Source organism: Acinetobacter sp. TY2 (assembly GCF_046269225.1).
In the GTDB taxonomy this organism is placed as follows: Bacteria; Pseudomonadota; Gammaproteobacteria; order Pseudomonadales; family Moraxellaceae; genus Acinetobacter.
The window spans coordinates 163093-180751 of record NZ_JBJZOR010000006.1 but is presented as its reverse complement, the minus strand read 5'-3'; the positions used below and the strand labels follow the sequence as shown (position 1 = coordinate 180751).

The 17659-nt window shown below is 39.0% G+C and carries 15 protein-coding genes and 4 tRNA genes; 7 read left to right on the top strand and 12 right to left on the bottom strand.

The window, feature by feature from the left end; all coding sequences use genetic code 11:
• Nucleotides 1-326 precede the first annotated feature (326 nt).
• From ACK1JC_RS05860 to ACK1JC_RS05850, 3 genes are read left to right on the top strand one after another with little or no spacing between them, the layout of a single operon-like run.
• The gene (locus ACK1JC_RS05860; RefSeq protein WP_409510924.1) at nucleotides 327-836 is read left to right on the top strand and encodes a YfiR family protein; all 510 of its coding nucleotides are present in this window, start codon (nucleotides 327-329) and stop codon (nucleotides 834-836) included.
• Nucleotides 837-842: 6 nt separating this feature from the next.
• On the top strand, nucleotides 843-2060 hold the full coding sequence (locus ACK1JC_RS05855; protein ID WP_409510923.1) for a diguanylate cyclase domain-containing protein: 1218 nt from the start codon (nucleotides 843-845) through the stop codon (nucleotides 2058-2060).
• A 20-nt stretch (nucleotides 2061-2080) separates the two neighbouring features.
• Nucleotides 2081-2560, top strand: a complete 480-nt coding sequence (locus ACK1JC_RS05850) for an OmpA family protein (RefSeq protein ID WP_409510922.1) — start codon at nucleotides 2081-2083, stop codon at nucleotides 2558-2560.
• A gap of 208 nt (nucleotides 2561-2768) precedes the next feature.
• Here the strand turns inward: ACK1JC_RS05850 and ACK1JC_RS05845 are convergent.
• The 8 genes from ACK1JC_RS05845 to secA form a co-directional block, all read right to left on the bottom strand.
• Nucleotides 2769-2845 (bottom strand) — tRNA-Pro (locus tag ACK1JC_RS05845).
• Between the two features lie 22 nt (nucleotides 2846-2867).
• Nucleotides 2868-2943 (bottom strand) — tRNA-His (locus tag ACK1JC_RS05840).
• A gap of 41 nt (nucleotides 2944-2984) precedes the next feature.
• Nucleotides 2985-3061, bottom strand: a tRNA-Arg gene (locus tag ACK1JC_RS05835).
• Between the two features lie 44 nt (nucleotides 3062-3105).
• Nucleotides 3106-3182 (bottom strand) — tRNA-Pro (locus ACK1JC_RS05830).
• A 155-nt stretch (nucleotides 3183-3337) separates the two neighbouring features.
• Entirely contained in the window at nucleotides 3338-4405 is a 1068-nt protein-coding gene (gene nadA, locus ACK1JC_RS05825) for a quinolinate synthase NadA (protein ID WP_409510921.1), read from the bottom strand.
• A gap of 136 nt (nucleotides 4406-4541) precedes the next feature.
• Entirely contained in the window at nucleotides 4542-5762 is a 1221-nt protein-coding gene (gene argJ, locus ACK1JC_RS05820) for a bifunctional glutamate N-acetyltransferase/amino-acid acetyltransferase ArgJ (protein ID WP_409510920.1), read from the bottom strand.
• Between the two features lie 192 nt (nucleotides 5763-5954).
• Nucleotides 5955-6326, bottom strand: coding sequence for a hypothetical protein (locus tag ACK1JC_RS05815; protein ID WP_409510919.1), 372 nt, complete (start codon nucleotides 6324-6326; stop codon nucleotides 5955-5957).
• Between the two features lie 163 nt (nucleotides 6327-6489).
• A complete protein-coding gene (gene secA / locus ACK1JC_RS05810) occupies nucleotides 6490-9228 on the bottom strand; it encodes a preprotein translocase subunit SecA (RefSeq protein ID WP_409510918.1) in 2739 nt (912 codons plus the stop codon).
• Between the two features lie 337 nt (nucleotides 9229-9565).
• Between secA and ACK1JC_RS05805 the strand changes: the two genes are divergently transcribed.
• From ACK1JC_RS05805 to ACK1JC_RS05795, 3 genes are all read left to right on the top strand, one after another.
• Complete coding sequence (locus tag ACK1JC_RS05805; RefSeq protein WP_409510917.1) at nucleotides 9566-10210, top strand: peroxiredoxin; 645 nt, start codon at nucleotides 9566-9568, stop codon at nucleotides 10208-10210.
• Nucleotides 10211-10434: 224 nt separating this feature from the next.
• Nucleotides 10435-11250: an MBL fold metallo-hydrolase gene (locus tag ACK1JC_RS05800; protein ID WP_409510916.1), complete on the top strand. Its 816-nt coding sequence runs from the start codon at nucleotides 10435-10437 to the stop codon at nucleotides 11248-11250.
• Between the two features lie 154 nt (nucleotides 11251-11404).
• Nucleotides 11405-11929: a dual specificity protein phosphatase family protein gene (locus ACK1JC_RS05795; RefSeq protein ID WP_409510932.1), complete on the top strand. Its 525-nt coding sequence runs from the start codon at nucleotides 11405-11407 to the stop codon at nucleotides 11927-11929.
• A gap of 23 nt (nucleotides 11930-11952) precedes the next feature.
• Here the strand turns inward: ACK1JC_RS05795 and ACK1JC_RS05790 are convergent, their stop codons facing one another.
• From ACK1JC_RS05790 to trpA, 4 genes are read right to left on the bottom strand one after another with little or no spacing between them, the layout of a single operon-like run.
• Entirely contained in the window at nucleotides 11953-12942 is a 990-nt protein-coding gene (locus ACK1JC_RS05790; protein ID WP_409510915.1) for an SPOR domain-containing protein, read from the bottom strand.
• Nucleotides 12933-14234, bottom strand: coding sequence for a bifunctional tetrahydrofolate synthase/dihydrofolate synthase (gene folC / locus ACK1JC_RS05785; RefSeq protein WP_409510914.1), 1302 nt, complete (start codon nucleotides 14232-14234; stop codon nucleotides 12933-12935). Before folC ends, ACK1JC_RS05790 begins: the two co-directional genes overlap by 10 nt.
• Nucleotides 14231-15127: an acetyl-CoA carboxylase, carboxyltransferase subunit beta gene (accD, locus tag ACK1JC_RS05780; protein ID WP_409510913.1), complete on the bottom strand. Its 897-nt coding sequence runs from the start codon at nucleotides 15125-15127 to the stop codon at nucleotides 14231-14233. Before accD ends, folC begins: the two co-directional genes overlap by 4 nt.
• The gene (trpA, locus tag ACK1JC_RS05775) at nucleotides 15124-15927 is read right to left on the bottom strand and encodes a tryptophan synthase subunit alpha (RefSeq protein ID WP_409510912.1); all 804 of its coding nucleotides are present in this window, start codon (nucleotides 15925-15927) and stop codon (nucleotides 15124-15126) included. The genes accD and trpA overlap by 4 nt, the downstream gene beginning before the upstream one ends.
• Nucleotides 15928-16299: 372 nt before the next feature.
• Here trpA and ACK1JC_RS05770 point away from each other — a divergent pair, with 372 nt between their 5' ends.
• Nucleotides 16300-17637 (top strand): Na+/H+ antiporter NhaC family protein, encoded by a 1338-nt coding sequence (locus ACK1JC_RS05770; RefSeq protein ID WP_409510911.1) that lies wholly within the window; start codon nucleotides 16300-16302, stop codon nucleotides 17635-17637.
• Nucleotides 17638-17659: the final 22 nt, after the last annotated feature.

Here is a 17659-nt window from a genome sequence, read left to right as displayed (position 1 = left end):
TTACTCTCTATCTCTAAAAAGTCAACAGGTAATGAATATTATTTTTAAACTTTCTTTTCAAAACCAAACTTAATCAACTCAATCAAGTCCTTGTTTATCAAGAAGTTTTAATCTTCATCACCGCCGATGGATGTGCATTCTACAGTATTTTTTATACCATGCAACCCTTTTTTTGAATTTATTTATAAATATTATTTATTCGTTCATTAATCAATCCATTTCAATTGTTTTTTGTATTTTTCTTCATGATTTTTCCCTATTTATATATTTTGGAGATTTCATTAAATTAGTTCATAATCGCTTTATTAATGACGACTCTTAATTAAATGAAGAAAATGATTGTCAAACTTCAACGACTTCTACCTATAGGAATTTTGCTTTTTATAGCCTCATTCCCATCAATCACGTCTGCACAAAATATTTCAGAAACAACTCTATCTATACTCAGCTATGTCCGCTGGAAAACCGATTCACCTATAATTTGCATTATAGATAATGACGAAATTAACAAAGAATTAACAACACTAGCTCAACAGAATAATTATAAATTTCACATCAACACAATTTCATCAGCTCAACTCAAACGTGTGCATTGCGATGCGGTATTTTTTAGCAATACAACTGCAGCAACCGAACAACAGCTCATCAATAGCGCCATAAATAAAAATTTACTTTCTTTTAGTTCAAGTAATCCCGAGTGTGAAATTGGCAGCGCATTTTGCCTATACACATCAAAAGGGGGAAGAACATTGTTTAAGTTAAATTTAGACAGTTTATCTCGCAGTAAAATACATGTGGATCCACGTGTTTTACTTTTAGCTCGAAATGCGGAGTAAATTATCGTGATCAGTAAATTTTACCGCTCAACTTCTTTACAAACATTGTTCCGTAAATCTCAGTTTACTATTTTTGCAATTACGTTTTTAATTTGTACATTTACGCTCGCAAGTATCTCTGTCTTTACTGTCGAATCTTATGCCAAACAAAATTTAATTTTAGTCAGTAAAACTGCTGTAGATCGAATTCAACCCAGCCTAGTTTTTAAAGATCAGGCGTCGATGAATCAGATTATTAACGACTATACCCTTCAGCATTCAATTCGCTTAATCCAAGTTTTTGATGAAAAAGGTAATCAAATCGCTGAAAGCAAAAAAAATATTGAGCATTATTCATATTTACAAAGCTTGTTTGATCAATTCTTTTTACGCGATGCGATTACAATGAATGTTCAACATCATGACAAAAATGTCGGTAAAGTCGTCTTATACGGTAGCTCCAATGTCATTATGATGTTTATTTTTAAGGTGTTTTTTGGTTTATGTATTGGTATGTTATTTATGATTCTTGCCCTATGGTGGTCGGTAAATTCAACATATCGTCATATTATGGAATCTATTACCCCTATTATTAATATTGCTCGTCTTTTAAGTAGCCAAAAGGCCTATAATTTACGCTTTCCAAGTAATGATATTAAAGAGTTCAATCATGTAAATACCGTATTTAATCAACTTTTAGATGAAATTCAAACATGGCACACGCATCTTCAAAATGAAAATAGCGAATTATCTTATCAAGTGCTGCACGATCATCTAACCGAATTACCTAATCGTAACTTTTTTTACCAAATACTTTGCAATATTTATAATGATGATCAAAAACGCCATTCATCCGCTTTAGTGTTTATTGATAATAATAATTTTAAAGCGATCAATGACCAATATGGACATCTGGTTGGCGATGAGGTATTAAAAGAAATGGCGCAACGTCTACGCAGCAACATCCGTCAAGAAGATTTTGTAGCTCGATTGGGTGGTGATGAATTTGCGATCATCCTACATTCAATGTATAAAACAGAACACCTTATCTCAGTAGCAGAGAATTTACTCAAATGCTGCGAAGAACCATTACATTATAAAGGGCAGGATATTCATTTTAGTTTCAGCTTAGGTATATCCTTTTCAAATCAAGCAAATACACCTGAAGATTTGATTTCACAAGCCGATCAAGCCATGTATAAAGCAAAATCAGTCAAACACAATTGGTTCATTTATCATTCTTAACTTTAGGATTTCCATACGTTATGCTCAGTAAAATATTTAAACTCTCATGTCTTGCCATACTCTCCATTTCACTTACAGCATGTTTAAGTTTTGGACCTTTAAGCCATAAACAAATTAAAGTATTAAAAAAAGAAGGTTTTACGCAAACCAATGAAGGTTGGAGCTTAGGCTTGCCTGAACGCCTACTCTTTGATTTTAATGATTCAACCATTAAAGCCAATCACGTTACCGAAATTGAACGACTCGCAATGCAATTGCACAAATATAAACTCGATAAAGTAAAAATTGCAGGTCATACCGATAATGTAGGTAATCCTGAATACAACTTAAAACTCTCAGAACAACGTGCACAAAGCGTGGCTGATATTTTTCAGAAAAGTGGTTTTAGTCAACAAAATATGACTATTTTAGGACGTGGCTCAAGCCAACCTGTAGAAGACAACAATACAGAAGAGCATCGTGCAGCCAACAGACGTGTTGCAGTAATTATTATTCCGTAAAATGTACACAAATGATTAAAATTAAAAGACTCCTAATCAGGGTCTTTTTTATGCAAGATCTTTGGAAAATAAATTTTATAAAAAAAGAAAGTAACCAGTGTGCTAGCAAGATGGATGATTAAAGGCCACATTCAAAATAAAACACAAATTTCAGGCATAAAAAAACCGCACTTAAGCGGATGATTTACATTTAAGCTTTTGCTTAAAATGGTCGGAGCAGTAGGATTCGAACCTACGACCCCCTGGTCCCAAACCAGGTGCGCTACCAAGCTGCGCCATGCTCCGAATTTCTTACTTATTCAGTAAGTGGGGTGGATGAAGGGGCTCGAACCCTCGACAACCGGAATCACAATCCGGGGCTCTACCAACTGAGCTACAACCACCATAACAACATTTTAAGATTCAACAATATCAAACGACCAAATGGTGCGCCTGACAGGGCTCGAACCTGTGACCATCCGCTTAGAAGGCGGATGCTCTATCCAACTGAGCTACAGGCGCATTACCTACGATCAAAGATCATTGGAGATCTCGCCTTGAAGAATTGGTCGGAGCAGTAGGATTCGAACCTACGACCCCCTGGTCCCAAACCAGGTGCGCTACCAAGCTGCGCCATGCTCCGATTCATCTCAGCTTTCGTACCGTTCGAAGTATCGTTCGGTACGGTGTGCATTCTAGGCGTGGCGCTCGAATACGTCAACACCTATCTTCAAAAAAAGTTAAAAAAACACTTCATATGTATATTTATCAAGCATTTCAGCGTTTTTTTATACAATTTTAACGTTTTAATGATGCGCTAAAGTCCAACATACGATCCAAGGGTAGCTTTGCACGCTCTGCCAATGCAGGATCAACGAATATTTCTTGATCAGCCTTGCGTAAAACATCCAAGATTCCATCTAATTCATTCATTGCCATCCATGGACAATGTGCACAAGAACGACATGTTGCCCCTTCTCCCGCTGTCGGTGCTTCAATAAGTGTTTTATGTGGTACAGCTTGTTGCATTTTGTAGAAAATACCTCGGTCTGTTGCCACAATCATCGTTTGATGCGGTAGAGTCTGTGCTGCTTTAATCAACTGTGAGGTACTCCCCACAGCGTCAGCGACATCTACAACTGATTCAGGTGACTCTGGATGTACCAAAACAGCTGCATCAGGGTACAAGGCTTTCATGTTGTCAATGCCACGTGCACGGAACTCTTCATGAACAATACATGAACCATCCCAAAGTAACATTTCTGCGCCTGTTTTCTTTTGAATATAGCGTCCTAAATGCTGATCTGGTGCCCAAATAATTTTTTCACCCAAGCTGTCTAAATGCTCAATAATTTCGACCGCACAACTTGAAGTTACCACCCAATCTGCGCGTGCTTTAACAGCCGCTGATGTATTGGCATAGACCACTACCGTATAATCAGGATGAGCATCGCAGAATGCCGTAAACTCATCGATAGGACAGCCCAAGTCCAATGAGCATGTTGCCTCTAAAGTTGGCATTAATACTTTCTTTTCAGGCGATAAAATTTTTGAAGTTTCCCCCATAAACTTTACACCTGCCACTACAAGCGTCTGTGCAGCATGATCACGTCCAAAACGAGCCATTTCGAGTGAGTCTGATACACACCCTCCTGTTGCCTCTGCAAGCTCCTGTACATCAGGGTCACAATAGTAGTGCGCAACCAGTACCGCATTTTGTTTTTCAAGCTCTGCTTTAATCTCAGCAAACTTTTGCTGTTTTAGCTCAGGACTTAAACTGTTGTCCTTTGGCTCCCCTAAACGATCCAAATGTGCTGTGACAATTGATTTTGCTTCATTGGCAATTAAATTGGTCGCATCATTCATACGAGGTCTTCTCTTTCCGTTATCACAAGCGTCATGCCTGCGTTGTACAATTGGTGAAGTTATTGTAGATAATTCCACCACCAAAATTCATTCCATTATAAAAAAGCCTCATGAGTGAGGCTTTTTACATTTTGCATTAAGAGCGGTAATCTGCATTGATTTTGACATAATCATAGGATAGATCACAGGTATATACCGTATCTTTTGCCTGTCCTCGCCCAAGATCAACACGAATGCTGATTTCAGACTGTGACATGACGCGTGCACCTGCTTCTTCGGTATAGTCTGTTGCTGCGCCACCATCACGGCAAATTTGCACATCATCAAGCCAAACTTGAATTTTTTCAACATCAAGATCTTTCACACCAGCATAACCAATGGCTGCAAGAATACGCCCCCAATTTGGATCAGAGGCAAAAAATGCTGTTTTAACCAATGGTGAATGCGCAATGCTATAGGCAATATCGCAACATTCTTGCGTATCTGCACCACCTTCAACAGCAACGGTCATAAATTTGGTTGCACCTTCACCATCACGTACAATCAATTGTGCCAAACGCTTCATAACTCGAGTAAGTACATCAAGCAATGTGACATAACGTGGATCTGCTACGGAGGTAATCTCAATGCCACCTGCCTGACCTGTTGCCGCAAAAATACATGAGTCGTTTGTTGATGTATCACCATCAATTGTAATACGGTTAAATGATACATTTACGGCTGTGTTAAGCAATTGCTGAACCAATTCACGGCTGACAGGTGCATCGGTTGCGACAAAGCCCAACATGGTCGCCATATTTGGACGAATCATGCCTGCACCTTTGGATATTCCTGTCATGGCATACGTTACACCATCAAGTTCAAAGTGCTCTGACGCACCTTTAGGCGTAGTATCTGTAGTCATAATGCCTGTTGCAGCATCGACCCAAGCATTGTCTTTTACGCTATCTAAAGCAGGTTGCAACCCAGCCAAAAGACGCTCCATTGGTAATTGCTCGCCAATTACACCTGTAGAAAATGGTAAAATTTCAAAAGGCTCAACCTGTGCAATTTCTGCTAACTTAAAACATGTTGCTTTGGCATTTTCCATACCAAGCTGACCTGTTCCTGCATTGGCATTGCCTGTATTGATTATGAGATAGCGTGGGTTGCCCATTTCTAAATGTTTTTTAGACACATGCACAGGTGCTGCACAAAATGCATTCTGAGTAAAAACACCTGCAACATTAGTGCCTTGTGAAAATTCAAAAATAACGAGGTCACGTCGGTTTGGATAGCGTACATACGCCTCAGCAGAACCAATTTTTACACCTTGCACCACATGCATTTGTGGCATCGACACGTCACCAACAGCCATTTGAGAATGTCCAGAATCAGAATAAAAATACAGCTTATTAGAAAAGTATTAAAAAATCGAGCAATAAGCCCTGATCATTCATATTTACTATGACTTTCATCTTTTTATCTACAAAAACAAAAAGTCTAATGCTAAAAAACCAGCCGTCAGGCTGGTTTCTATATTTTCGATGATTCAAAAATCACAACAGATTTACTGTTGAGGCTGTGCCTGAGCAACAACAGGGCTACCATCAAGCAAAGCCAATTTGACTTTTTCTTGACTCGACACAGACAAAGCAGGATTCGATGCCACCACACGATTTACGGTTGCTGGTGTTACAGGTGCAATCGCAGCGGTTTTTAAGATGATCGGACGACCATTGGTATTTCCTAAAGTATAACGGATACCTGTGCGTGGACTAATGACTGTCGTTGAGTCATTTTTCACTTCAGCTTGCGCTGTCATCACACCTGCCGCAGCTTGAACTTTTTCTACTGTCGTCGTTTGTGGAACAGTATCTGCAAAAGCAAAAGCAGGCAACGTCAACGTTGTTGCAAAAATCGTTTTTAATAATATTTTCATTGTGTTCCCAAATATTTTTCAATCAGAAGTAAATAACATTAACCAATCAAATCTGCAATGCTTATTCACATGTTGTAAAAATTAAAATTCATAGCTTAGCGTTCAGATGAAAAAACAGAGCCTAAGCTCTGTTTTAATGTCTCTGCGCAAATCTAGCCTAAAGTTAAATTTTACCGTGGCACTGTTTATATTTTAAACCTGACCCACATGGACATGGCGCATTTCGACTTTCAGGTACTTCAAATGTCTGTGCTGAAAAATCTGTCGCGTTAATTGTTGGATTACCATCAATAACAGCATTTACTTCATCACCAAAGTCCATTTCTGCACCAAAGTTCAAGCGCATTGCTTCCGCTTGCGCTTGTTGTTGTGCCAACTGTTGAGCTTCCATTTCTGCAAGCTCTTCAGGTGTAGGAACGTGAATACGTGAAATATCCATCACCACATCAGACTTAATCACACCAAGCATATTTACAAAAAGATTAAATGCTTCTTTTTTGTATTCTTGCTCAGGATTTTTCTGAGCATAGCCACGCAAATGAATCCCTTGACGCAAATAGTCCATTGCAGCCAAATGGTCTTTCCAATGACGATCAAGCGCGCCTAACATAAAGTGACGTTCAAGTGTCGCAGCAGACTCAGCACCCATTTGCTCACGGCGCGAACGGTAACGGGCAATAATTTCATCCGTAATACGACGAACTAATGCTTCCTCATCAAGACGACGATCTTCTTCAAGCCATTGAGCAACAGGTAAATCTATACTTAAATCTTCGCGTAGCGCTGCTTCAAGCCCTTGAATATCCCACTGATCGTGAATTGACTCAGGTGGAATAAAGTTCTCAATTAAACCTTTTGCGACTTCTTGATGCATCTCTTCAATATAATCTTGAAGTGAGCTTTCTTCTAAAATTTCATCTCGTTGTGAGTAAATAATTTTACGTTGTTCGTTATTTACATCATCGTATTTCAATAGGTTTTTACGGATATCGAAGTTACGTGCTTCTACTTTACGTTGTGCATTTTCAATTGAACGTGACACCATTTTGTGTTCAATAGCTTCATCTTCTTGCAAGCCCATTGCACGCATCATACCAACAACACGGTCACCTGCGAAAATACGCATTAAGTCATCTTCAAGTGACAAGAAGAAACGTGAAACACCAGGGTCACCTTGACGACCCGAACGACCACGTAATTGGTTATCAATACGGCGTGATTCATGGCGTTCTGAACCAATGATATGTAAACCACCAGAACTGAGTACCATTTCATTGTTCTTTTCCCATTCTGCACGTAGACGAGCTTCATCTTCAGCAGTTGGGTTTTCAATTTTTGCGAGTAATGCTTTCCAGTTACCACCGAGCAGAATGTCTGTACCACGACCTGCCATGTTGGTTGCAATAGTCACTGCTTTTGGCGCACCAGCTTGAGCAATAATATCGGCTTCACGCTCATGCTGTTTAGCGTTGAGAACTTCGTGTGCAATACCCGCTTCAAGTAATTTATCTGATAAAATTTCAGAGGCTTCAATGGTCGCGGTACCAATCAAAATTGGTGCAACACCTTCTTCGTGAATTTTTTGGATTTCTTTGATTATCGCGCTGTATTTACCATTACGATTCAAATAAATTAAGTCATTTTGATCAACACGCACCATTGGACGATGTGTCGGAATCAATACGACATCTAGACCATAAATTTCCTTCATTTCAGCAGCTTCTGTATCTGCTGTACCTGTCATACCTGACAGTTTTTTATAAAGACGGAAATAGTTCTGAAATGTCGTAGTTGCCATGGTTTGGTTTTCAGGCTGAATTTCAAGCCCTTCTTTAGCCTCAACCGCTTGGTGTAAACCTTCTGACCAACGACGACCTGGCATGGTACGACCAGTATTTTCATCGACAATAACGACTTCACCATCATCAACAATATAATGTACGTTACGTTGATACAAATAATGTCCACGAATTGCCGCAGTCACATGATGTACTAAGTTTAAATTGCCCGATGAATATAGACTTTCGCCTTCTGCCAACAAGCCCATTTGAATAAGTTCTTGTTCAACAGCTTCAAAGCCTGCCTCAGTTATTTCTACTGAACGTTGTTTTTCATCAATCCAAAAATGTCCACCATCGGCAACTTTTTCTTCTTTCTGTGGATGTAATTTTGGTGGAATGCTGTTGAATGCTTCATATAACTGTGATGAATCTTCACTTTGACCTGAAATAATCAGCGGAGTACGTGCTTCATCAATCAAGATCGAATCGACCTCATCGATAATCGCATAGATTAAACCACGCTGTTTTTTCTCAGCCATCGAGAAAACCATATTGTCACGTAGGTAGTCAAAACCAAATTCGTTATTGGTACCGTACGTAATGTCTGAACGATACGCTTCTGATTTTTCAAAAGGTGCCTGCATGGAATAAATTACACCAACAGTCAAACCTAAAAACTCATAAAGAGGACGGTTTAACTCAGCATCACGCTGTGCCAAGTAATCATTCACGGTAATTACGTGAACGCCTTGACCGCTGATTGCATTGAGATATACAGCCAAAGTACCCATGAGGGTTTTACCTTCACCTGTACGCATTTCGGCAATTTTACCTTCATGCAAGGTAATACCACCAATCAACTGTACGTCATAATGGCGCATACCCATGACACGCTTACCTGCCTCACGACAGACTGCAAATGCTTCAGGTAATAATTTATCGAGGCTATCGCCCTTATTGTATCTTTGTTTGAATTCTTCAGTTTTCGCAGATAAGTCTGCATCACTTAAGGCTGATACCGTCGGCTCGAGCGCATTAATTTTCTCGACAATTTTACGCATCCGTTTAAGTTCGCGCTCGTTTTTAGTACCGAAGATTCCTCCGATCAGACTTGCCAACATATAAACTCTCTAAAACTTGCTGAATAAATAATTTTTTCTCAGACGATATTATGGTGCTTGAAATTTGAAGTACAAGGGTTTTGCACAAAACCGAGTAAAAAAAATCTTTATATCAACATTCACATCATAAATCTAAGGCAAATTAATGTAGCAAATTTAATCTACACATAACATAGCTGAAGTTAATGAAAAGCTTAAAAAATTTATGACTGATCATTTCAATATATCAATAAAACGTATAACCAAAGAAAAAAACACTATTTTTAAATATAAAAAAACTACGCCATATTCAATACATGAACCATCAATATCAATTTTAAATTTTAAGGCAGCTCACATGACACTACGACTTGGCGATACAGCACCAGACTTTGAACAACAATCGAGTCAAGGTAACATTCATTTTTATGAATATTTAGGTGATAGTTGGGGCGTTCTTTTTTCACACCCTGCTGACTATACGCCTGTATGTACAACAGAACTTGGTTATACCGCGAAACTGCATGATGAATTTCAAAAACGTGGCGTTAAGGCAATTGCTTTGTCAGTTGATGATGTTGAATCACATAAAGGTTGGATTGAAGACATCAATAGAACTCAAAATACAACGGTGAATTTTCCTATTCTTGCTGACAAAGATCGTAAAGTCTCGACTTTGTATGACTTTATTCATCCCAATGCGAGTGAAACTTTAACAGTCCGTTCTTTAGTAATTATTGATCCAAACAAAAAAGTTCGTCTCATCATTACTTATCCTGCATCAACAGGACGTAATTTTCATGAAATTTTACGCGTCATTGACTCGCTACAACTTACTGACCATTACAAAGTTGCCACACCTGCCAATTGGCAAGAAGGTGAGGATGTCGTCATTGTACCTTCTTTAAAAGATGAAGATGAAATCAAGCAACGTTTTCCCCAAGGTTATACAGCAGTTACACCTTACTTAAGACTGACTCCGCAACCTAATAAAACAAGCTAAATCGAAAAATTAATAAAAAATAATCTCAAGTAACAACAATAAAAGTCAAAGATTACCTTCTCCAATGCCCATCTTCGGATGGGTTCTTTTTGATGACTTAGCCATCAATCGTGAATGTCATCGGGTGTTACTCAAAACCTTCACAAAAACAATCACAAAAAGCTTAGGTGACTTGTTTATTTCAGGTTATAAAACCATCAAGACATTTTAAGAATAAATCACTTATGATCTACAACGTACACCATTTGCACTGCGGTACTATGTGTCCAACCTGTGCCCCTCTCTTTGGGCAAAAGGGTTTAAAAGCTAAAATCATTTGTCATTGCTTACTCATTGAAACTGATCAAGGCTTAGTATTGGTTGATACAGGCTATGGTATTCAAGACTACTTAAACCCGAAGCAACGCTTAGGCAATGCTGTTACACGAATGGGCGCCATTCAATTTGATTTCAATCTCACTGCAATTGCACAAATTCAACAACTCGGTTTTCAACCGACCGATGTCAGACATATTTTTGTCAGTCATTTAGACTTTGATCATGCAGGCGGAATATCTGATTTCCCCCATGCAATCGTGCATATTCTGTCGACTGAATATAATGCAGCACATTCATTTCATTGGAAAAATAAACTGCGTTATCGGCAAGAACAATTTAAACAACATCGGCATTGGAATTTTATTGAGCCGATGGCCACAAATGCTTGGTTCAATTTCAGCAATGTACAAGGATTAAGTCTCTTTAAAGATGAAATTTTACTTATTCCTCTTTTAGGACATACAGCAGGACATTGTGGTATTGCCATTAAACAGCAGAACAATTGGTTATTATTCTGTGGTGATGCCTATTACACACACTTGGAACTTGATCCAAAACATAGACTACCTGCTTTAGAAATTACCGAGCGATTATTCGCTTATGATAATTTACAACGCATACAAACGCTAAAATCTATTCAATCACTTGCGAGTACGCATCCTGAAATTGAAATTATCTGCGCTCATGATCCCGTTGAGCTTTATCGCTATATACAATCTTAATTTTTAAATGAAGTCATTTTTCATCATGTAATAAATAAAGGCAATAAGGCTTTATATGTCAAATCTAACTCACCCTAATCGTCAGACAGCAAGAATCTTTAAGTTCCCAATACTCAGTGCAACTGTACTCAGTATCTCACTGCTCAGTGGTTGTATGACCACAGATGCATTACCTGCAGACAAACGCCCAACCCAATGGGGAAATTTACTCAATACAAAAAGTAATTTTTATAAAATCAGTGAGATGGTTTATCGTAGTGAACAACCAAATGCAGAACTCATTCCATTACTCAAAGAAAATAAAATTGATATCGTGATTAATTTACGTAATCGAAATAAAGATAAAACGGTCTTGGCAAACCAACCTTTTCAACAAGTACATATTCCTATCAATACATGGGCAATTGACCGTAATGACTTACTCGCTGTCATGCAGACCATACAAAAAGCTGAACAAAATAATCAGAAAGTTTTAGTGCATTGCTATCATGGCTCAGATCGTACAGGTGCAAGTATTGCGATGTATCGAATTATTTTTCAAAATTGGTCAACAGACGATGCTTTAAATGAAATGAAACATGGTGGTTATGGTTTTCATCCCATTTGGCGTAATATTGAAGCATTATTTACCCCTGAAAATATAAAATGGATCCGTGAGCAACTCGCGAATCCATCTTAAATTGAACACTTTATATAAATATATTAACGTTTATCTAAAGGCGTCCATTCATTAATCCATGCAGATTTCATCCCTAAGCTTTCATCTGCATTGATCTTCTTCCGTGTTACATCTGCTGCATCACGGTCTTTAGACGGTCCTACCATAATACGAATACCTTTGGACGTTTTACTTTGCGTAACTTTATAACCTTTTGCACGTAACTTTGAAGCTACGGCATCTGCATTGTCTTCATTGGCAGCAAGAGCAACTTGAACCATCCACTGCTTATGACCACGGTCACCATCTTCCAATAGCTTACGGGCTTTCTCAGCTTCCGCTTTCTTTTTTGCTGCTTCTTGCTCTTTACGCTTTATTTCGTCAGCCGCTTTTTTACGATCAGCTTCTACTTTTTTCATTGCTTCAGCCTTTTTATCGGCATCTGCTTTTTTCTTAGCATCTTCCTGAGCCTTACGTTTCTTTTCCTCTGCAGCTTTATTTTCTGCTTCAGTCGCTTGACGCTTCTGCTCATTCAACTTTTTTTCAGTATCGGCCTTTTTCTGTGCCTCTAATTTTTTTTGATCATCTATTTTTTGTTGTGCTTTGGTTTTATCATCTTGAGTCATTTCAGGTGGTAAATCTGTACCCTCACGAACAGCCGTAGCATTACGACGTGCATTCATTGCTGCATATTCTTCCGCTGCTTTACGCGCCGCATCTGCTTCTGCTTGCTGTTGCATACGTAAAAATTCTGCTGCTTTAGCTTCTTGCTCTGCAACTGCACGCTCACGTGAACGTTTCTGCTCTTCAAGCAAACGCTTTTCAGTTGCGACATCTACAGTTAAAGGTTGCAACTGAACAGCTTCACCCACAGGTGCAACTTGATTTGTTTTCTGAGTCTGTCCTGTTGGTACTGTCTGTGTTTGTTTCTGGTGAATCTCTTCTTGACCTTTTAAAAGCAATGCTGCCAATAAAACGCCACCACCCAATAAAACAACACCACCCATCCAGCGTTGTTTGTTATTCATTGACATTCTTCCAGATACTCCCAGACCGCTTCCAAAGTATGAAACGAACCGCACACCAGTATCAGCTGATTATTTTTTGTCTCTTCAATGGCTGACTGAAATGCTGCTTGTACATTATTAAATTGTTGAACTGCTTCACCGACCAACGCTGTTTCTAATTGTTGCAATGGCGCGGCTCGAGGCACAGTCATTGGCGCAATTTTCCACATTTTGACGGTGTTTTTCAATGACTCTACAACAGATTGAATATCTTTATCTGCCAACATTGAAAAAACTGCAATCACTTCTGTGTACTGTTTATTGTATTCTAAGAATTTTCGCAATTGCTTTAACAAAAAATCTACACCATGCGGATTATGTCCGGCATCAAAAATCACTGTTTTATTTTGAATTTGACGAACTTCAAACCGCCCTTGTAGCTTCGCATTTACAATGCCTTGTGCAATCGCTTGTTGAGAAATATTTAATCCACTGACCAAAATTGCTGCGACTGCGGTCGAAATGTTTTCAAGTGCGAGTGTGCCTAGAGGCAATTTGAGTGTTGTACCTGAGCTTGCAAAATTCCAAGTTTGACCGTCTTCCGAATCTTTATAAAAATAATCACGGTGAATGGCATACAGTGTTGCTTGGCTCTCATCCGCTTTGTTTTGAATAGCTTGCGGAATATCTTGCTGACCACCAAAAATCACTGGAATATTTGAACGAATAATTCCTGCTTTTTCAAATGCAATTTTTTCAATGGTGTCACCGAGCCAATCGGTATGATCAAGCCCAATATTGGTAATCACAGCAACATCTGGATCAATTACATTGACCACATCTAAGCGACCGCCTAGACCGACTTCAAGCACCCAAACATCACATTGCTGCTGTTTAAAAATAACAAAAGCAGCCAAAGTGGTTGCTTCAAAAAAAGACAAGGTTAAATTACAGAAACGGCGTGCTTGATCAACTTGAACGAAGGCATCAATCAGCGTTTGATCGCTAACTTCTTTACCTTGTAATTTGACACGCTCATTAAACCGATAAATATGTGGTGATTGATACAGCCCAACACTCAGACCTTGTGCATTTAAAATAGCCGCCAAGGTAGTCGTGGTTGAGCCTTTACCATTGGTGCCCGCAACCGTAATGACTTTAGCATTCGGGCGCATAACACCGAGTTGTTCAGCCACGGGAATGACGCGCTCTAAACCTAAATCGATTCCCGTAACGTGAACATGACCCCAATAATTGAGCCATGTTTGTAAATCATCAATATTTGATGGTGTATTGCTTAATGGTGCAGTGTCATTCAAGGCAAATTCATCAGTTTCGCTACAATACGAGATACAGTATCACGTAATGCGTGACGATGGACAATTTGATCGATTACACCATGATCAAGCAAAAATTCTGCACGTTGAAATGGTTCTTCCAATTTTTCACGTACTGTTTGCTCAATCACGCGCTTACCAGCAAAACCAATCATAGCTTTAGGTTCTGCAAAATGTACATCACCCAACATTGCCAATGATGCCGTTACGCCACCATAAACAGGATTGGTGAGTACTACGATATACGGTAAACGTGCATCTTTCATTTTTTGAATCACGGCCGATGTACGCGCCATTTGCATCAAAGACAACATGCCTTCTTGCATACGTGCACCACCTGAAGCTGCAAAACAGATGAGTGGTTGTTTTGTTGCAATGGCTTTTTCTGCTGCTTGTACAAAACGATCACCGACAACTGTACCCATTGAACCCGCCATAAAGTCGAATTCAAATGCACAAGCAACCATCGGAATATTTTTTAACTGACCTTGCATCACAATCAATGCTTCAGTTTCACCAGTTTTATCCTGCGCTTCTTTTATACGCGATGGATACGGTTTACTGTCCACAAATTGCAATGGATCTTTTACAACAAACTCTTGACCTAGCTCAGCCGTCACATTGTCAAAGAACCAATTTAAGCGGTCACGTGCTTTCATTTTTAAATGTTCATCACATGATGGACAAACATAGGCATTAAATGACATTGCTGTGCGTGTAACGAGTGCATGGCACTCAGGGCATTCAATCGTTGGTTCAGTAAACGTAGCTTTAACGGTTTGCTGTTGATTTGGCGCTAAAATGCCAGGAATCGAACGATCTGTCCATGGCGTTGATGGACTGAGAGTTTTCCCTGTTTTCACTTCTTGATTCATACTAACTCATCGAGCGCTGCTCGAAGCTCCTTGACTTTGTTCACCGCTAGCTCAACGGCTTGCTCGGGTGCCAGGTTGGCAAATGGCTTAACAAACGCACTTCCGACAATCACGGCATCAGCAACCGCACCCACTGCTTTTGCAGAGGCTGCATCGTTAATACCAAAACCCACACCAACAGGAATATCAGTAAAAGTTTTGATTTTCTCAATACGTGCTGCCACTTCAGCGGTATCCAATGTTGCTGCACCTGTAACGCCTTTTAACGAAACATAGTAAATAAAACCTGATGCCTGTTTAACCACATGTGCAATACGCTCATCTGTCGATGTTGGTGCAAGCAAGAAGATTTGATTCATATCATATTTTTGCAATACAACATCTAAATCTTTTGCTTCTTCGGGGGGTAAATCCACAAGAAGAACACCATCGACACCACAGTCATGGGCATATGCCACAAACTTTTCATAACCAATTACTTCAATAGGGTTTAAATAGCCCATTAAAACAACTGGTGTTGTGGTGTCTTTTTCACGAAAGGCTTTGACCATATTCAAAGCATCGAAGGTATTGGTGCCAGCAGCCAATGCACGCTCTGCGGCAAGTGCAATCACGGGGCCATCAGCCATTGGATCTGAAAATGGCAATCCCAATTCGAGTACATCCACACCCGCTTCCACCATCTGATGTAACAATGGAACGGTTACATGAGGTTGTGGGTCACCCGCCATCACATAAGAAACCAAAGCTTTACGCTGTTGAGATTTAAGCTGTGCAAATCGGGTGGCTAAACGTGACATGGCAGTGTACTTTCCTTGAATTGTTAAAACTTGAGGAGTTAATGTAAAAATACAAGTCGTTGCATTTTAAATGTTAATTGTAACGCTATTTTTTACACAAAGAATAGTCTGTCACAGTAGCACAATACAAAGCCGTATTTATACATAAATAAGACCACAACCCAATGACATTATTTAGCGCTATTTCAGTGCTAAGGACAATGATCAAAGCTTCCTATTTTCAGCTAAGCTAAAACTTTAAAAATAATCATCATTTTTGTTTTAAATCAAATAAATAACTAAAAAAACATGACTCATGAGCTGAATCAAGCGATTTTAAGAAATAGCAAAAGCTGTTTATACTGTATGAGTTTTCTTTTAATTTTTTTATTTATGTCCACTCTCCCACACCATCAGGTACAAGCTCGTGCAATTGCACTTTTACCATTGATGGTTTTTTTGACTGTCTTTTTAGGTAGCGGTATTTACCATACCATCATTGGTACTGAGTTTGCTTTTTATCAATTAAAAGCACCCGTGGCGATTCTTCCTGCCTTACTTTTAGCAGTCCTGTTACACCGTAAGAAACTCAACCATGCGATTGATCAATTTTTAGAAGGTGCAAGTCACCCCAATTTAATTTTGATGTTTATGGTGTTTATGTTCGCTGGTGCTTTTGCGAGTGTTTCAAGTGCCATTGGTAGTGTCGATGCAACAGTTCAGTTTGGCTTATCCATTATTCCACCAACCTTTGTCTTGCCAATGCTATTTATCATTTCAGCATTTATTGCCACTGCGATGGGAACCTCAATGGGTACTATTGCTGCTTGTGCACCCATTGCTTTTGGATTTTCACAAGCAACCGATTTAACCGCAATTTATACCATTGGTGCAGTGGTGAGTGGTGCAATGTTTGGCGATAACTTGTCGATGATTTCAGACACCACGATTGCTGCAACTCGTAGTTTAAATGTTGAACTCCGAGATAAATTTAGAGTCAACATTTGGATTGCCTTACCTGCTGCAATCATCACGATATTGATCTACGTATTTTCAAGCCATTCATCACAACACATTGAGTATAAAGCTTATAACATTTGGTTAATTTTGCCTTATGTTGCGGTTTTTTTCTTAGCATTTACACGGTTGCATGTACTTGCGGTACTGAGTCTTGGCGTTTTAATCTCAGGTATCATAGGACTAATATCTACACCTGAATTTAGCATGCTCAAATTCAATACGGCGATTTATGATGGCTTTGTGAGCATGTTTGAAGTCGCATTACTATCAATGCTCTTAGGTGGCTTATCTGCCATTATGCAAAAAGAAGGTGGCTTAGAATGGTTAATTCAGCGCATTTATGTCCTAACTGGTTTATTTAAAGTCGGTACACAGCGTGCAGGTGAAATTGGTATTAGTTTTTTAGTCATTTTTTCCAATTTATTTGTGGCAAATAATACCGTTGCAATTATTTTATCGGGTGATATGGCAAGAGAGGTCGCACATGCTTATGGTGTTGATCCTAAGCGTGCTGCTGCATTTATGGACATTTTTTCTTGTATCGTTCAAGGTATTATTCCTTATGGTGCTCAGCTACTTTTAGCCTGTTCAATTGCAAAAATATCTCCTGTTGAATTGATTGGTTCAATTTATTACTGTTGGGTTTTAGCCATTTTTGCGGTACTCGCAATTGTATTTCGTTTTCCAAAATTAAAATCAGTTTCGCTGTAAACAGCATTAATCTAAAAATTCA

Coding starts and splice junctions, on each gene's coding strand:
- argJ (WP_409510920.1), bottom strand. CDS start 5,762: ATGGCTGTTGGTGACGTGTCGATGCCACAAATGCATGTGGTGCAAGGT.
- ACK1JC_RS05860 (WP_409510924.1), top strand. CDS start 327: ATGAAGAAAATGATTGTCAAACTTCAACGACTTCTACCTATAGGAATT.
- secA (WP_409510918.1), bottom strand. CDS start 9,228: ATGTTGGCAAGTCTGATCGGAGGAATCTTCGGTACTAAAAACGAGCGC.
- ACK1JC_RS05770 (WP_409510911.1), top strand. CDS start 16,300: ATGTCCACTCTCCCACACCATCAGGTACAAGCTCGTGCAATTGCACTT.
- ACK1JC_RS05805 (WP_409510917.1), top strand. CDS start 9,566: ATGACACTACGACTTGGCGATACAGCACCAGACTTTGAACAACAATCG.
- ACK1JC_RS05850 (WP_409510922.1), top strand. CDS start 2,081: ATGCTCAGTAAAATATTTAAACTCTCATGTCTTGCCATACTCTCCATT.
- ACK1JC_RS05795 (WP_409510932.1), top strand. CDS start 11,405: ATGACCACAGATGCATTACCTGCAGACAAACGCCCAACCCAATGGGGA.
- accD (WP_409510913.1), bottom strand. CDS start 15,127: ATGAATCAAGAAGTGAAAACAGGGAAAACTCTCAGTCCATCAACGCCA.
- ACK1JC_RS05800 (WP_409510916.1), top strand. CDS start 10,435: ATGATCTACAACGTACACCATTTGCACTGCGGTACTATGTGTCCAACC.
- nadA (WP_409510921.1), bottom strand. CDS start 4,405: ATGAATGATGCGACCAATTTAATTGCCAATGAAGCAAAATCAATTGTC.
- ACK1JC_RS05815 (WP_409510919.1), bottom strand. CDS start 6,326: ATGAAAATATTATTAAAAACGATTTTTGCAACAACGTTGACGTTGCCT.
- trpA (WP_409510912.1), bottom strand. CDS start 15,927: ATGTCACGTTTAGCCACCCGATTTGCACAGCTTAAATCTCAACAGCGT.
- ACK1JC_RS05790 (WP_409510915.1), bottom strand. CDS start 12,942: ATGTCAATGAATAACAAACAACGCTGGATGGGTGGTGTTGTTTTATTG.